This window comes from Mesorhizobium denitrificans, from assembly GCF_003403035.1.
Lineage (GTDB): Bacteria > Pseudomonadota > Alphaproteobacteria > Rhizobiales > Rhizobiaceae > Mesorhizobium_G > Mesorhizobium_G denitrificans.
This window is the reverse complement of sequence record NZ_QURN01000013.1, coordinates 130535-144394: the sequence shown is the minus strand read 5'-3', so window position 1 is coordinate 144394 and position 13860 is coordinate 130535. Positions and strand designations below refer to the sequence as shown.

Genomic DNA, 13860 nt, shown 5'->3' with positions numbered 1-13860 from the left:
GTTAATTTGAGAATCGCACAGGCAGGATTCTCATGATTAAATGGTCAATCACAACCAAATCGTCGCATTCTTGCGGTTAACTGCTAAGCGACATCTGACCTTGGCCTCATCGATGAATATCGTCTCTACATCCACCCCGTCGTGCTCGGCGACGGCTCGCCGTTTTTCAGCGGTCCACTGCCGCGGCTCCGTCTTGTCGGCACCGATCAAATGGGCGAGGACGTGGTCAGGCTGTCCTACGTTCCGGCGTGATAGCGCTTTCCGCAAGGCAGTCCCCTCCCCTTTTCGCCACGTCAAATGACACCGGCGGTCAAGCTGTCTTGCCCTCGACGGTGCGACCTCGCGCTCGCAGCAAAGCCATCAGCACCGGCCCTACGGAAAAGGCGTTTGCACGCGCCTTGTCTGTCAACGCCCGCAAATATCCGCCTGCGCTGTTGATTTCCCCGGATCGTTGCAGGATCGCCGCCACCACAATTGCGGCATCGACATTGCCCATCGCCTCGCACGCCTGATTCCACGCATCCGGGCTGACGCCGAGGGCAGCGCGCACAAGATTTGCCGTGCGGGTGAGATCGTCCCAGCTCTCAATTCCGGCGCGGGCATAATCGGCAATATCCGGGCAGGCCCGCAATACCATCCCAAGCGAATAACCGGCAGGCGGTTTGTTTTCAAACGTCCCTTTGTGCAGTTCGCCAGGCTGATCGGTTAGCTCGGCATCCGCGCCCGGCTCTTTTTCAGAGCGAGGTTCAAGTTCAATGGGTAAGTGTGGGTTTGAATTCTGTTTGTGGCGCTCATTTTGAGACTCATTGGCGCTTATTTCTTCTGATTTCACGTGCTTTGCCAACAGGTTACGGATCATCGTGGCAAGTTGCGCCAGTTCCGCTTCGAGCGGCGTCAGCTCCTCGCGCGTGGCTGTGCGCGGAATCCGCCCTATAATCGCCCTGTATTGCACATGCAGCGCCTCCCAGTCGGCGGGAATGCCTTCCTCCAGGCCGAATGCAATCATCTTGGAGACGTCGCGCCGTGCGATGGTCATGCGCTCGCGCACCTGCAACAATTGCCGGCGTTCCTCGCGCATCTCTTCGGCAAGGCACTCGAATTCATGCGCACGCACCAGCAGCGGCGCGAGGTCGAAGCCGTAGGCCTGCTGGATCTCGCCCCCCTGCCCTTTTCGGGCGAACCGCTTGCCGTTGGGGCTGTCACGGCGCACCACAAGCCCGCAATCGACCAGGTTTGCCAGATGTCGGCGCAAGGTCGCAGGCGCCATGCCATGTGCCCGCGCGGCCAGTTTCTCGTTCGAAGGAAACACGACCAGATTCCCCTCCCCCGACAATTCACTGTCCGGGTAAAAGCTCAGAAGCGCGTTCAGCAAAGCGATTGAGCGGTCCGTCGCGCCGATCGCGGTCCGTGCTTCCGCGATATTGCGAATGATCGCCCATTTGTCGGCTCGCGCCTCCTTCGGGCATTGCTGCGCAACGGCATTGCCTGCCAAAATGGCAAAGGATAACCGTCGCGCCCCGAAGGGCGTCGATACTACATGGCTCTCCATGTCTCTTACCTTCTCATAAGGCAAAAGAATTCCGCTCGTCGAAACGACGACCTACACCTTGACAGTGATTCGTGGATTTGCGATTCTCAGGTTGCTACACGATGAGAAGAGCTTCCGCGCGGTGACGTTCGGGGGCTTTTTTCTTTTGCGGTTTCAGTCTCCGTTTTGCGTGTTCTTTGAACGCTTGTATGTCTGATAAAGATCGTCGAGATTCTCGCTGAGCCAGACACCGAAGCCGTTGCCCTGCCGGGACAACAGCGAAATGTTCACCGACCTGCCCTTCACGCCGATCTCAGCCGCAGCGTTGCTGTCGTTCGACTGCCAGGCCAGCTTCTGAACCGAGCCTTTGCGCGCGGGCTTCTGCTTGAGTTCGAACAGCAAATTACTGAACTGCCTCGCCGGATCGGATTGAAGGAATCCCTCGCTCTTCACATATCGAATTGCCGCTTCGGCGCTGGATGGCCGCTGCACAAGCTTCTTGAGTTCCTCCCAACGGTCTCTCCCGATCCCCTTGGATGGCCCAAGCGCATCGATGACGGCGTCCGGAATGACTTGCGCGACCGAAAGCATGCGCGACAGCAGCGTATCGTCCACCGTAAGCGCTGATTTCGCCGTCTCCTTGCTGTGGCCGAGGTCGATCAGTTTTCGCGCAAACAGTGCTCGCTCGATAAACGAAAGATCAGCGCGCGCCGAATTCTCCTGACCCTGCGCAATGATCGCGGCGATATCTTCCATGGGCTTGACGATGGCCCGGATCTTTATCCCGAGTTGCTTCGCCGCCCGCAGTCGACGCCTTCCGAACACAACCATGAAGCGGCTTGGGTCGGTCGGATGCGGCCGCACCAGGATCGGGCTTGTCTGGCCATCCGCTCGCAGTGCTTCCACCAGCGCATGATAATCCTCGTCCTCGACCTCCATCCGGTCGACGACCGGCGAGGCGTCGATCACGGTCGGGTCCAGCGAAACAACCGCCTCCCCTTCCAACAGACGGGTCGAATTCTGCGCAATCTCGTCGAGCGAAAGCATCATCGCGCGAGATGCGCCACGTCGTGCATAGTCGGCGCGCGCGCTTGCATCGTTACGCGTTTCGTCCTGAGCAATCACACTGTCGAGCAATCCCTTGCGCGCCATCAGATGCTCCTTCGAATTTCAGCTAATTGCTTGCTGCAAAAGCACAAAATGCCGATCTGCACGGCTGTCAAATGCGCCCTCATCTGCGCCCCCATGCCTTATGCACGAGCCGGACGATCTCCCCATTGACGGCATTCATGCTTTCGAGCGCGCGCTCATAGGTCGTGCGCACGAATTGCGAGCGTTCAACCTCGTACAGCGTCTGCTTGGTGATGCCCGCATCGGAAATTGCGGTGGATTTCAGCATGGGCACCGGCAGCATGTTGTTTGCAAACATGGCCTGCATGAACCCGACCATCTGCGCCTGCGGCCCGTCCGTCGGCTCATAGCGCGTCACCAGATAGCGGAACCAGTTCAGGCGCACATGCGCCCCCGCCGCCTTGATGGATTGCAGAATGCCGCCAAGCATCAGCAGGAACTGCGACATGGACATGATGTCGAGCATTTGCGGATGCACCGTTATCAGCACCGAACTGGAAGCCGTCAGCGCGGTCAGCGTGAGATAGCCAAGCTGGGGTGGGCAATCGATCACCACCACATCATATCGATCATCGACCGTCTGCAGCGCCTGCGAAATGCGCGTATAGAATGTGCGCCCTTCCGGCGAGTTCTTCGAAGCCATCAGCGGCGTGTCGTACTCGTATTCCTGAAGCTCCAGATTGGCGGGGATAATATCTAGGCCGGGGAAATTCGTCGGGCGGATCAGCTCGGTAATCGGCCTGCGCGCATCATCATAGCGTAGTGCCTCGTAAAGCGACGGGTTGCGGTCGAGTTCCGGCTGAATGCCGTGCAAGGCCGAGAGCGATGCCTGCGGATCGAGGTCGATGGCAAGCACTCTATGCCCGGTCAGCGCCAGATATTGCGCAAGATGCGCAGCAGATGTCGTTTTGCCGGAGCCACCCTTGAAATTGACGACCGATATGACCTGCAAAGCATCGTTTGCGCGACGATGCGGAACATACCGCTTGGATTCGCTGCGCCCATGCTTATCGAGATATTGCCGCAGTTCCAGCATTTGCTGAGCGGTATAGGTGCGCCGCCCGGACGGTGTTGTTTGCGGGGTAGGGCCCTTGCCTTCCAGATGCAGCTTCTTGATATTGCTCTGGGTGTTTCCAAGGAACGTCGCGACCTCGGCAAGCGAAAAGGAGCGCAATCCCTTGGCCGCATTCGGTGGGTACTGCTCGAAGCGCAGAATGTTCAGCTTGTCGGAAATCAGCTCTCCTTGCGAGAGAATGACCTCGTCGAAATCGACTTCCGGCTCCGGATTGAGCATGACGTTCATATTTGATGGGTCCGAATAACGCTTTTTCGGCAAAACGCCAAAATCAAGCGTGAATTTGGCCCGATTCTCGTCAGGCTGCAAGGAATTTAAGTTTAACAGATGGTTAACGGCCTTCCTCGTTGCGGGGGGAAGATGCCCTCGGCCGACGAAATTTGGCTTCGACCGAGATATCCCACTGATTTCGTTCGGTTTTCTGGCCATTTGCACGGCTGTCAAACCGCAACGACCAAGGCGCGCGCAGCGTAGCTCGGTTTTTGCTTTATGGCAGGACTGCCAGCCACTGAAAATCCGCATGGACCGCATTGTGCTGCGAAATGTCGGCACAGGCTGGATCATTTCACTATCGAAACGGCTTTGTTAGTCACGAATCATTCTCCCTGCGATACATCAGGGATTGTTTTAGAATGAGGTGGCGAGGGGTGAATTGATTTTCGCGAAAATAATGATCCGCGGCGGTGATGGCCTATAGCCTGCCTTCGTCATCGATCAGCGAAAGCAGGGCAGGAGGCTTTGCGCCCCAACGCCATAATACGAGATTGAGATCATCAGCGCCCGCACCGGCGGCGAAGCTGCGCACCAGCAATCCGTTGTATCCGGCTGCGAACAGATCCCGCGCAAAAACCTGGGTGCTGGCCTCGCCCTGCGATCTCATCTGGTCGCGCCATGAGCGATCGGCAAGTGCGGCCGGGTCCATTTTCCACTCGGCAAGCGCAGATGGGTCCTGACTGTCGAATACACCCTCGATAGAAGCGTCGTAGGAAACCAGCGTGGTCGGCTGAAGGCTGCCCGCCTGATTTGCTTCCCTCAGCGCGGTCATGATCGAAAGCGACAGATAAAGGGCGGGCTGGCCCTTGGAGTTGAAGCGTCCGCCATAAATCTCCGCGCCACGTCCCGAAAGCGGCTCGTGCGCGTAAATCGGGTTCAGTGCCCGGTAAAGTTTCCCATCAAAACGCAAGGGAAGCTCTAGGCGTGTACGCCGGCATCGACCGCGTCGATATAGTCGAGCACATCGTCGGCGCGGCCCGCTTTGACAAGTTGCATGGCACTCTGGCCGGAAAAGCCGGGCAGGGGCTCCGAACGATACCAGGCATAGGCCATCAGCGGCGAACCGAAGCGTGGCTCTACCTTGTTGAGAATTTCGACCATTTCGCGAAGGCGGCGCTGTGTCCGGTCGGAATTGATCCGGTCCTTGCGCTGAATGGCGTCCTTGCCAAGCCCGACAGTTCGGGCGATTTCTTCGCTGGTCGTCTGGAGCGCCTGCGCGATTCGACGCGGCGCAAAAACACCATTGTCCGCATATTGTGCGATACCCATGCTTGCCGCTCCTTTCACATACGCCATCATTATTGACGCAATATAGCGTCTGTTCAAGCGGCATTCAAGGCAAGAGGCAAAGGCGCCGGGAAGGCGGTTTTCTACAATCCGCTCGCCTTTGTCAGGTTGACGCGGAAGCGATCCCGACGGCGCTGATACTTGCGGGTCATTTCGGCGGAGGCGTGGCCCAGCTGCTTTTGTACATAGCGCTCATCGACCTCGGCCGATGAGGCAAGACCGGCGCGCAAGGAATGACCGGAAAAGAGCCTTGCCCGGTCGTTTTCGCTGAGATCGCTGCGGACACCCGCGGCGAGTGCTGTCCTTTTAACGAGGCGCGCGACCTCCTGGTCGTTGAGCCGCTCGGCGCCGACGGCCTTGCCGTGACCGGTCACCCGGCGGAACAGCGGACCGTGGACGATACGCGCGAACTTCAGCCAGCTTTGCAATGCGGTGACGGGGCAGGTGATGTCGGAGGAGCCGCGCCCGACCTCGACCTCGCGCCAACCGGTCTTGCCGCGAAGGACAAGCAGCATGCCCTTTTCCATAATTTCGACCCAGCCGCGCCCGTCTTCAGTCTGGTCTCTGGCGACGTCGAGGCCGACGATTTCAGACCGGCGCAGCCCGCCCGCAAAGCCGAGCAGCAACATTGCGCGGTCGCGCAAGCCGCGCAGGGTGCCGCGATCCAGCGCTTCAAGCATGGCGATCAGGTCTTCCGGTAGCACCGCTTCCTTCTGTCGGGGCGGGGAGGCATGCTTGTTGCGTATCCCGGCCATGACGGTGGCGATATGGCGATCCTTGCGATCCAGCGTCAGCCCGCGTTGGGAGAAATTCCACGACAGCGACGACAGCCGCCTCTCGATGGTGGAGACAGATTTTTTCTCCCCCTTGGCAGGGCCTGAAGCGAGCGCGGTAATGTACAGCCCTACGGTCTGCGGATCGGATGGGAAGAGCGAAAAGCCCTGCCGTCTACACCAGCCGGCAAAGTGCTTCCAGTCGGACGCGTAAGCGCGCCGTGTATTGGCGGAACTCGCCGCCTCGACATAGCCGCGTGCGCGTCCTGCAAGGTCCTCAAGATGGGCGGGAAGGCGTTCCGCACCACGTCGCGGCAGGGGAGGGGAGGGGTCTTCGATATCGCGAAGGACCTGGCTTGCCGGTTCCGCATCATCCGGCGTGTGCCCCATTTCCATGACGATATCGACGATATCGGGCAGGTCGTCGGCATGACCTTCGCCATCTTTGCCCCTAGCCGTCATTGCCGGCGCCAACGATAGCAATGTCAGTCTGTGAGAAGTCGCTTCCCTTGAACAGCAATGGTTCGCCTGTCAGCCTCGCCAGTGCATAAGAAAAACAGTCACCGTAATTGAGCGCGGCCGGATGGCGACCCTTGCCATATCTGCGCCAGGCTCGGCGCGCCTGGTCCGCGTGTTCGGCGGAAACCGCCACGATCTCGACCTCGGCCTTCAACAGCCACAGATCGAGATCTCCACCCGCAGCATCACCCAGACGCGTCTCGATCACGCTTGCGGTCTCCAGAACTGTTGCCGCTGATATCAGCCGAACGGGATCGTCGAAAATGCGCTGTCGCAGGGCTGCTGCATCTGGTTCGTTCAATGCAATCGCGACGATCGCGGAGGTATCGATGACCATCAGGAGGGCAATCCGTTCTCGTCATACCCTATGATTTCGTCAGAGGTGCGGGTATCGCGCACTGGCAAAGCGTTCCAGCGTCGCTGAATCGCGTCGAGGTCTTCGATCAGGGCTTCCTTGCGCACATCCGATCCATTTCGGCGCAGCCGCTCCTGCAGCGCGCGCTTGGTGGCTTGGGTGATCGATTCACCGGTACGTTCAGCCAGCATGCGCGCAAGACGCTCTGTTTCCGGATCCTTGATGCTGAGAGCCATTGTGCTTTCTACCTAAATTGCTACATTCTACCTAGTTCATTTTGCGCGCAAATGCACGCCTTTTTCATGATTTGCGTGGAACTGTGCATCGCTGGTCTAGCGGGTGGTCTCGGTTGCAAAACAGTACGAACGATAATGCAACATTATCATTCGTTGTGTCGCCACGACAGCCTGTGCGTTTTGGTATGAAGATCATGGCGAAAAGCGCACCAGCACTTTACTCTCTAAATCATGATTCGCCTCGATCCCGCGACCGCCAGCTCCTCTGCGCCACCGACCGTGCCAGCCTGGGCGCTCGCCACCGGCACCCTCAGCGACACCGACGCCGCCTTCCAGACCGGCGCCGCGCTGGGTGCGCTCGACGTGCTCGCCCGCACGCGAACCAGCTGGGCCGGCGCCTGGCGGCAGCGGCTGGCGCTTCGCTGCGCCGCCGCCAGCATGCGGCTCGCCGGTCGCTCAGAAGACGAGGCCGCCCTTCGCGACGCCTGGTACCTGCGCCCGGCCGGCGCCGATCCCGGTCCCGCCGGCTCTATTTTTGGCGCCTGGCTGCAGTTGGCGCTGCAGCCGCCCGTCGCCACCGCCGATCGTTTGGCCAAGATCGTCGAGCTGGTCGGACTCCATTGGGACGGTGCCGCGCTCGCAGCGCTTTGCGTGGAGGTCACTACCCTAGCGGGGTCGCAGCGGCCGGCGCCATTCGCCGCTGCGGCGATCGCCACTCACGTGGTCACCGTGCGACCGGATTGCGAGCTTCTTGCGTGGTGGCTGGCCGACCTGGTGCTGGCGCAAAGCCTGCGCTGGCCGCAGCCGCTGCCGCTGCTGACGGCGCAGGTTTTTGCTCCAGCCCTCCGCGCCGGAGTCGGTGGCGGCAGGCGCATCCGACCCGGCGAAAAAAGTTTCGAGCGCGCGGTTTGCCTGGCGCTGGTTACGGCGGCGGCAGACTCCTGTCGGCTGGCCGCCGAGTTGTCGCGTCGTGCCGAAAAGCTCCTGGCGGTGGCGCCGAAACTGCGCGCCAAAGGCGCCGGCGATGTAATCTTTCTGCTACTCAGTGAAGACGCCGTCTCCGGATCGCTGACGACCAAGAATCTGTCGCGCTTTGCATCGCGGCGGCTGTTCGAACGGCTGCAGCAACTGGAAGCCGTGCGCGAGCTCTCCGGCCGCCCCACATTCCGACTGTTCGGGCTGTAGCGATGAGCGAAGCGTCCGCTCGCCAAAAGCCAAACGAACAGCCGGCGCTGCTCGACACGGAATTGGACCACCTGCCGCCAGAACTGCGCTGGCGCGAATGGATGGGCCGCGTCGAAGCAGTGGTCTTTGCGGCCAGCGAACCAGTGTCGCGCGAGGTGCTGGCGCGCGTCGTCGGCAAAAACTGCAATCTCGAGCTGATCATCGACGATATTCGAGCCGAACTCGCCGGCCGCCCCTATGAGTTGGTCGCGGTCGCCGGCGGCTGGCAGCACCGGACCAAAAAAGCCTTTGCCGACGTCATCCGTTCCGCATTCGGCGCTGCCGCAGGGCAGGGCGCCGAGGGATCAAGAGAGCTGTCGCAATCTGAGGCGCTCGTGCTGATGTGCATTGCCTATTTCCAGCCGATCACGCGCGGCGAGCTGTCGACCTTCTTCGGCAAGGAGGTGTCGCGCGACCTGATCGGCGTGCTGCGCGCGCAGGACCTGATCGCCTCGGGTCCGCGCTCGCCGCAGCCGGGCTCGCCCTATACCTATGTGACGACCAAAAATTTTCTGTCGCAGTTCGGGCTCGACACGCTGCGCCAGCTGCCGGATTTCGAGGCGCTCGAGGACGCCGGGCTGCTGTCGAAGGAAAAGCTGCTGGCCGGCGATATTCCGGTTGGGCTGGCAAGCAGGGAAGCGGACGGCGAAGAGGAAGAAGAAAGGGTCGATGTCGTTGGAGACGAGACGGCCTAAATGGATTGGCGTGTTGCGACGCTCCGGTCGGAGGTTTACGGCCAGGACGACTGGTCGTGCGGCAGCCGCCGATCGGGATCATGGACCGCGACGTGATCGCCTTCGACAAGGTTGGCCGGAAAGATCACCAGATTAGTGCCGCCGGCGTGGCGCAGCGACGGAAACAAGATACCGCGGAGCCCGGCCGTGATGATCAGGTCCGCGAGCTTCCATGATGGCGGGATCTTCTTGTCGATGCGAGCGATCTGGCGCCAGGCACAGTCCCATTCTCTCCAGGCGCCGTCCCAGCTGTCCGGGTCGAACCCCTGCGAAAGGTCGGCCACCTCGGCGAGCGTGATCTTGTATGCCGCAAGGGTGGCGGGCGGGGTGATGCTGGCGCCCTGCTTGTATTCATCAAGCGCCGTCTTTGTCGAACGCGACAGATAAAGTGCTTCGACCCCTGGCCGGTTGAAACGACCGCCGTCCATCGCCGCGCCTGCACCGCTAGTGGGCAGGAAAGCCCATTTGGGTGTCAGATAGCGATGAAAGATCTCGTCCGGGCCGACGCGGGTGACCTTCACCCGCGCGCCCCATTCTCGAGATCCCGGATGAACGCCAGAACCGCTTCGACCTGACCGTCGGCGACGAGTTCGGCCGCCGTGCGATGGCTATAGTCAGCGATAGGTTCGTTGCGATACCAGTAGATCGCCTTGTCGACGTCGCCGGTGAGCTCCGTCGCAGCCGAAATCACCTTCACCATTTCGCGCATCCGACCCTGCAAGCGCTCCGATGACGGGTTACGAAGCGTGTTGCGGTGGACGCCGGTCAACTGGGCCAAATTGGCAACCTTCACGCCCAGCGCCTGCGACAGGCGCTTCGGCGAGATATAGGGTGTGCGCGGCTCCTGCAGGCTATCGACAAAGCCCGAGATCACCGTGGAATGTGCTAGCTGTGCGTGGGCCATGACAATTCTCCGACCTCTCATACGCACAATATATGCACATTTTAACGCATAGCAAGTGAACGGAGGCCTGACCCCTTCCAGCGCACTGCCTGTCCTTCCTCATTCTCGAGCGGTTGCTAACGGCAGCGACGCGCCATCTCGGTCACTTTGCTGGCGTTTTCCGTCTACCAGACGCGGACATGGCTGCGTCAACACCTATGCGCCGAAGCTCATCCCCTGGTTCTGGCGGTTCGTCATGGCAAGCAAACCGTCGAAGCTTCGAGAACTGGAAGCGGCGGGCGCAGCCTTGCGTTGGCGAGTGCATGAGGATCTGGATGCGCTTCTGAAGAAGGCCGGACTGGCACATATGCTCAGTGCCGAGGGTTGCCTCTGCATCTTCAAAGACGAGCGCGAATTCCTGGCTGACCACGAGCATCTCGAAATCATAAAGCGTTTCGGCTTCAGGCATGAAGTTCACGACGGGATGCGCACCAACTTACCGCGATGCATGACGGCGACGCTGTCAGCTATGGCGCGCACCACGGCAATATCGTGGGTAATGAAGATATAGGAAAGCTGGGATTCACGCTGTAGGCGCATCAACAGCTTCAGTATGCCTTGGGCTACTAGCGGATCGAGCGCTGAGGTCGGTTCATCGCAGAGGATGACGTCCGGCCCTGCCGCCAAAGCCCGTGCAATCGCCACTCGTTGTTTTTGCCCGCCTGAAAGCTCTGCCGGATAGCGGTCGATGAAGCCCTTGCTCATCTCGATCCTCACCGTTGCGGCGGCTGAACTCTTGGTTTCTGAGCCCGCTGTCAGCCAGCAGATCCGCTCGCTTGGTCTGGCTGATCAGCCCGAGTTTCTCGCGCAGCCAGGGTTCGAGATCGGCGACGATGGCGCGGCATTTGTCCTGACGCATCGCGCGGCGCTCGTTGGCCGATCGGCCGCGGATGGCGTCCTCGATCTTGTAGAGTTCGGCAATCCGTCTCAGCGCCTCGCTGGCAATCGGCGCGGGACCGGCTGCTGCCAGTTCATAAAAGCGCCGACGGACATGCGCCCAGCAGAAGGCGAGCGTGACGCCGCTTTTGTCGGCCAGCACACGATAGCCGCCATAGCCGTCGACCTGCAGGATTCCGGTGAAGCCCGCGAGATGGGCGATCGGACGCTCGGCCTTCCGGTCGGGTGCGTAGACATAGGCGACGCCCGGCGGGTCGGCTCCCTGCCATGGCCGATCATCATGCGCATAGGCCCAGAGTTGACCTGTCTTGGTCTTGCCTCGGCCGGGATCGAGCACCGGCACGGTCGTCTCGTCGGCGAAGAGTTTTGGCGAGGACTTCAGCTTGCCAAGCAGCCGCTCATGCACCGGACGCAGGTGCCAGGCGGCGCGGCCGACCCAGTCGGCGAGCGTAAAGCGATCGAGATTGATGCCCTGCCGGGCGTAGATCTGCGCCTGACGATAGAGCGGCAGATGATCGGCATATTTGGAGACCAGCACCTGGGCGACCGTCGCCTCGGTCGGAAGACCACCCTCGATCAGCCGGGCCGGCGCCGGAGCCTGAACCACCACATCCTCGCAGGCGCGGCAGGCATATTTGGGCCGGCGCACGACGATCACACGCAACTGCGCCGGCACGATGTCGAGCCGCTCGCTCACGTCCTCACCGATCCTCGGGAAGCGTGTCAGCTCTTCGGCCGAAGCGGTGACGTTGCAATTCCTTGATGATCTGGACCAGGCGGGCATTCTCGACGTCGCGTGCCAGGACCATCGCCTTCAGCGCGTCCGGATCGTCGGGAAGCTGGTCAGCCGTCATCGCCATGACCGGATCAGGCCATTCGCCGACAGCCCGCGACAGCGGAATCCAGGCTGGTTCACTTCGTCGCGGGTCAGCCCGCCTGAACCGGAACGCAGGTCCGGCGCGGCTCGTGGACTCGCCGCCAGTCGAGACCTTCGAGTAGCGCCGAGAGCTGCGCGGCCGTCAGCCGCATGATGCCGTCATGCACTTTCGGCCAGCGGAACTCCCCATCCTCCAAACGCTTGGCATAAAGGCAAACGCCGGTGCCATCCCAGAAGATCAGCTTGATCCGGAGTCCGCTTCGCCCGGAAGACGTAGACGGCCCCGCTGAACGGATCGGCCCCCATTGTCTCTCGCACCAGCGCCGCCAATCCCTCCGCACCCTTGCGGAAGTCGACGGGCTTCGTCGCCACCATTACCTTGACCCCACCCGTCGGCCCGATCACGACGTCGCCTTCAGCGCACGGATCACTGCGGCCACCGTCTTGGTATCGGCGCCCCGGCCGACGCGCATCGCAATGCCGTCGATCTCAAGCTCGATCATGCCGGCATCTCGGGTGGCTTGCCGTTTCCGCTGCTTCGGTGAACGGCTGGCTACAGGTTCCGCCGCCGCCAAAACCGCCGGCACAAAGGCAGGAGGATCTTGCTGCACCGAAGCGGCCTGTTTGCGCGCTTCGCGGCGCCAGGCGAAGACCTGCTGCGGCCTAAGGCCATACCGGCGGGCGACCTCGGAAATGATTGCGTTCGGCTCCAGCGTCTCCGCGATGATCCGCGCCTTGTCATCCACCGACCAGTGACGCCGACCGCCGGCACCGTTGATCACCTCGAAACGCCGAAGCTGCCGCTCCGGGTCAAGCGTAAGGTCAAGTCCAGACACAAGCCGATCTCCGATCCCATTACAGAACCGACAACCTCACAGATCGCGACGACTCCCGAAAGGTGGCTCCACAACAGCGCTTACGAAATATTGGACACGGTGGTGAGATGATTTTCCTACTGCAGGCTATCTTAACCTGTGCGCTCCGATTTTACCTAAGCTTGTTACTTCAAGCCAATCTCATCACGCATTTCGGCCATTATTGAGATCAGCGATCGAGCTGCCTCTGTCTGCGGCTTGCTGGATGGCCTAATGATGCCGACCTGGAACGCCAACTTCGGCTCAAATGGTAGAACCGCGACCGCTTCCCGGGCGGCGTAGTGGGCGGTGTAGGGGTCTATTATGGCGATACCCAACCCGCAACGCACCATTTCGAAGGCCGTGATCGAGAAGTTGGTTTCATGCGTGGCCTTGACCGACGCGTTTATTGAGTGAAACGCATGATCGAGCAGCTGCCGGGCCCGGTTAAAGGAAGGCCAAGATATTACTGTCTCGTCACGCAATTGCTCGACGGTGATAGCATCTCCGCGGGCCAATAGGTGATCCGATCGAACAATCGAGACATACGCCGATTCACTGAAGAGGTCGACTTCGACGCCGGTTCGCTTGAGTGGCAATTCAGCGAGTCCGAAATCGATGGATTGCGCAACAGCACGCTCCTCGATCTCGCGTGACATTCGAACATCGACGGAAACCCTTACGTTGGGATAGATTTTAGCAAACCGCTGTAGCGCGAGAGGAACGAATGTGATGCCGAGAGCCGGCATGACCGAGATCTGAAGATGGCCGCCGCCTTTCTTTGCGAGCCTGGATGCTGCGCTCGCTAGGGAGTCGAAAGAGTTGTAAGCTCGCTCAATTTCGTCAAGAAGCTGATAGCTGATTTCCGTCGGCATGATCTGTCCGCGTCTTCGCGCGAAAAGTTTCACGCCAAGCTCTTCTTCGAGGGACACCAAAATCCGGCTGACTGCCGACTGGCTACGCCCAAGCATGGCAGCCGCGCCGCTAACCGTGCCTGTGAGCATAACCTCCCTGAAGGCCGATAACTGCAGAAGTTTCATGTGCTTACTGGACCATCGGAGGCTGCATAGTTGTGCGTTTCGGGGCGGATGAATGGGATAGGCGGCAAAGAACATTGGTTATGCGTTTATTGCATATTCCTAGGCGTTAATCTC

At 60.5% G+C, this 13860-nt stretch carries 15 protein-coding genes and 4 pseudogenes; 4 read left to right on the top strand and 15 right to left on the bottom strand.

The features are described from left to right. Positions 1–93 precede the first annotated feature (93 nt). Positions 94–252: pseudogene (locus DY251_RS16555) on the top strand (dihydrofolate reductase family protein); the annotation flags it as partial. Between the two features lie 58 nt (positions 253–310). On the opposite strand, the gene repC reads toward DY251_RS16555, so the two are convergent. The 8 genes from repC to DY251_RS16515 form a co-directional block, all read right to left on the bottom strand. After that, positions 311–1549 carry a plasmid replication protein RepC gene (gene repC / locus DY251_RS16550; protein WP_116625010.1) on the bottom strand — a complete coding sequence of 413 codons (1239 nt, stop codon included), beginning with the start codon at positions 1547–1549 and terminating at the stop codon, positions 311–313. A gap of 153 nt (positions 1550–1702) precedes the next feature. Next, complete coding sequence (repB, locus tag DY251_RS16545; protein WP_116625009.1) at positions 1703–2680, bottom strand: plasmid partitioning protein RepB; 978 nt, start codon at positions 2678–2680, stop codon at positions 1703–1705. Between the two features lie 79 nt (positions 2681–2759). Further along, complete coding sequence (repA, locus tag DY251_RS16540; RefSeq protein WP_116625028.1) at positions 2760–3962, bottom strand: plasmid partitioning protein RepA; 1203 nt, start codon at positions 3960–3962, stop codon at positions 2760–2762. Positions 3963–4425: 463 nt separating this feature from the next. Then, positions 4426–4917, bottom strand: coding sequence for an RES family NAD+ phosphorylase (locus DY251_RS16535; protein ID WP_116625008.1), 492 nt, complete (start codon positions 4915–4917; stop codon positions 4426–4428). A gap of 8 nt (positions 4918–4925) precedes the next feature. Then, positions 4926–5276 (bottom strand): MbcA/ParS/Xre antitoxin family protein, encoded by a 351-nt coding sequence (locus DY251_RS16530; protein WP_116625027.1) that lies wholly within the window; start codon positions 5274–5276, stop codon positions 4926–4928. Between the two features lie 101 nt (positions 5277–5377). Beyond that, a complete protein-coding gene (locus tag DY251_RS16525) occupies positions 5378–6529 on the bottom strand; it encodes a site-specific integrase (protein ID WP_116625007.1) in 1152 nt (383 codons plus the stop codon). Then, positions 6519–6923, bottom strand: coding sequence for a type II toxin-antitoxin system VapC family toxin (locus DY251_RS16520; RefSeq protein WP_116625006.1), 405 nt, complete (start codon positions 6921–6923; stop codon positions 6519–6521). The genes DY251_RS16525 and DY251_RS16520 overlap by 11 nt, the downstream gene beginning before the upstream one ends. After that, positions 6923–7177, bottom strand: a complete 255-nt coding sequence (locus DY251_RS16515) for a type II toxin-antitoxin system VapB family antitoxin (protein ID WP_116625005.1) — start codon at positions 7175–7177, stop codon at positions 6923–6925. The genes DY251_RS16520 and DY251_RS16515 overlap by 1 nt, the downstream gene beginning before the upstream one ends. A gap of 231 nt (positions 7178–7408) precedes the next feature. Here DY251_RS16515 and DY251_RS16510 point away from each other — a divergent pair, with 231 nt between their 5' ends. Beyond that, positions 7409–8362: a DUF1403 family protein gene (locus DY251_RS16510; RefSeq protein WP_116625004.1), complete on the top strand. Its 954-nt coding sequence runs from the start codon at positions 7409–7411 to the stop codon at positions 8360–8362. 2 nt (positions 8363–8364) lie between these two features. Beyond that, positions 8365–9096, top strand: coding sequence for an SMC-Scp complex subunit ScpB (gene scpB, locus DY251_RS16505; protein WP_116625003.1), 732 nt, complete (start codon positions 8365–8367; stop codon positions 9094–9096). A gap of 35 nt (positions 9097–9131) precedes the next feature. On the opposite strand, the gene DY251_RS16500 is transcribed toward scpB, so the two are convergent. Both DY251_RS16500 and DY251_RS16495 read right to left on the bottom strand, forming a co-directional pair. Then, the gene (locus DY251_RS16500; RefSeq protein ID WP_116625002.1) at positions 9132–9656 is read right to left on the bottom strand and encodes an RES family NAD+ phosphorylase; all 525 of its coding nucleotides are present in this window, start codon (positions 9654–9656) and stop codon (positions 9132–9134) included. Continuing rightward, on the bottom strand, positions 9653–10039 hold the full coding sequence (locus DY251_RS16495; RefSeq protein ID WP_116625001.1) for a hypothetical protein: 387 nt from the start codon (positions 10037–10039) through the stop codon (positions 9653–9655). Before DY251_RS16495 ends, DY251_RS16500 begins: the two co-directional genes overlap by 4 nt. A 235-nt stretch (positions 10040–10274) precedes the next feature. Between DY251_RS16495 and DY251_RS21655 the strand changes: the two genes are divergently transcribed. Continuing rightward, positions 10275–10589 carry a hypothetical protein gene (locus tag DY251_RS21655; RefSeq protein ID WP_199498867.1) on the top strand — a complete coding sequence of 105 codons (315 nt, stop codon included), beginning with the start codon at positions 10275–10277 and terminating at the stop codon, positions 10587–10589. Here DY251_RS21655 and DY251_RS16485 read toward each other — a convergent pair. From DY251_RS16485 to DY251_RS16465, 5 genes and pseudogenes are all read right to left on the bottom strand, one after another. After that, positions 10505–10792: pseudogene (locus DY251_RS16485) on the bottom strand (ATP-binding cassette domain-containing protein); the annotation flags it as partial. The gene DY251_RS21655 and the pseudogene DY251_RS16485 sit on opposite strands and share 85 nt — an antisense overlap. A 46-nt stretch (positions 10793–10838) precedes the next feature. Then, positions 10839–11835, bottom strand: a pseudogene (tnpC, locus tag DY251_RS16480) (IS66 family transposase); the annotation flags it as partial. Positions 11836–11902: 67 nt separating this feature from the next. Then, positions 11903–12257: pseudogene (gene tnpB, locus DY251_RS16475) on the bottom strand (IS66 family insertion sequence element accessory protein TnpB). Next, positions 12254–12688 carry an IS66-like element accessory protein TnpA gene (tnpA, locus tag DY251_RS16470; protein ID WP_116624999.1) on the bottom strand — a complete coding sequence of 145 codons (435 nt, stop codon included), beginning with the start codon at positions 12686–12688 and terminating at the stop codon, positions 12254–12256. The pseudogene tnpB and the gene tnpA overlap by 4 nt, the downstream one beginning before the upstream one ends. 164 nt (positions 12689–12852) lie before the next feature. Further along, positions 12853–13821, bottom strand: coding sequence for a LysR substrate-binding domain-containing protein (locus DY251_RS16465; protein WP_245416005.1), 969 nt, complete (start codon positions 13819–13821; stop codon positions 12853–12855). Between the last annotated feature and the right edge of the window lie 39 nt (positions 13822–13860).

What these genes read in the sequence shown, in the direction of transcription:
- repC (WP_116625010.1), bottom strand. Translation starts at nt 1,549, where the DNA reads ATGGAGAGCCATGTAGTATCGACGCCCTTCGGGGCGCGACGGTTATCC.
- repB (WP_116625009.1), bottom strand. Translation starts at nt 2,680, where the DNA reads ATGGCGCGCAAGGGATTGCTCGACAGTGTGATTGCTCAGGACGAAACG.
- repA (WP_116625028.1), bottom strand. Translation starts at nt 3,962, where the DNA reads ATGAACGTCATGCTCAATCCGGAGCCGGAAGTCGATTTCGACGAGGTC.
- DY251_RS16530 (WP_116625027.1), bottom strand. Translation starts at nt 5,276, where the DNA reads ATGGGTATCGCACAATATGCGGACAATGGTGTTTTTGCGCCGCGTCGA.
- DY251_RS16525 (WP_116625007.1), bottom strand. Translation starts at nt 6,529, where the DNA reads ATGACGGCTAGGGGCAAAGATGGCGAAGGTCATGCCGACGACCTGCCC.
- DY251_RS16520 (WP_116625006.1), bottom strand. Translation starts at nt 6,923, where the DNA reads ATGGTCATCGATACCTCCGCGATCGTCGCGATTGCATTGAACGAACCA.
- DY251_RS16515 (WP_116625005.1), bottom strand. Translation starts at nt 7,177, where the DNA reads ATGGCTCTCAGCATCAAGGATCCGGAAACAGAGCGTCTTGCGCGCATG.
- DY251_RS16510 (WP_116625004.1), top strand. Translation starts at nt 7,409, where the DNA reads ATGATTCGCCTCGATCCCGCGACCGCCAGCTCCTCTGCGCCACCGACC.
- scpB (WP_116625003.1), top strand. Translation starts at nt 8,365, where the DNA reads ATGAGCGAAGCGTCCGCTCGCCAAAAGCCAAACGAACAGCCGGCGCTG.
- DY251_RS16495 (WP_116625001.1), bottom strand. Translation starts at nt 10,039, where the DNA reads ATGGCCCACGCACAGCTAGCACATTCCACGGTGATCTCGGGCTTTGTC.
- DY251_RS21655 (WP_199498867.1), top strand. Translation starts at nt 10,275, where the DNA reads ATGGCAAGCAAACCGTCGAAGCTTCGAGAACTGGAAGCGGCGGGCGCA.
- DY251_RS16465 (WP_245416005.1), bottom strand. Translation starts at nt 13,821, where the DNA reads ATGTTCTTTGCCGCCTATCCCATTCATCCGCCCCGAAACGCACAACTA.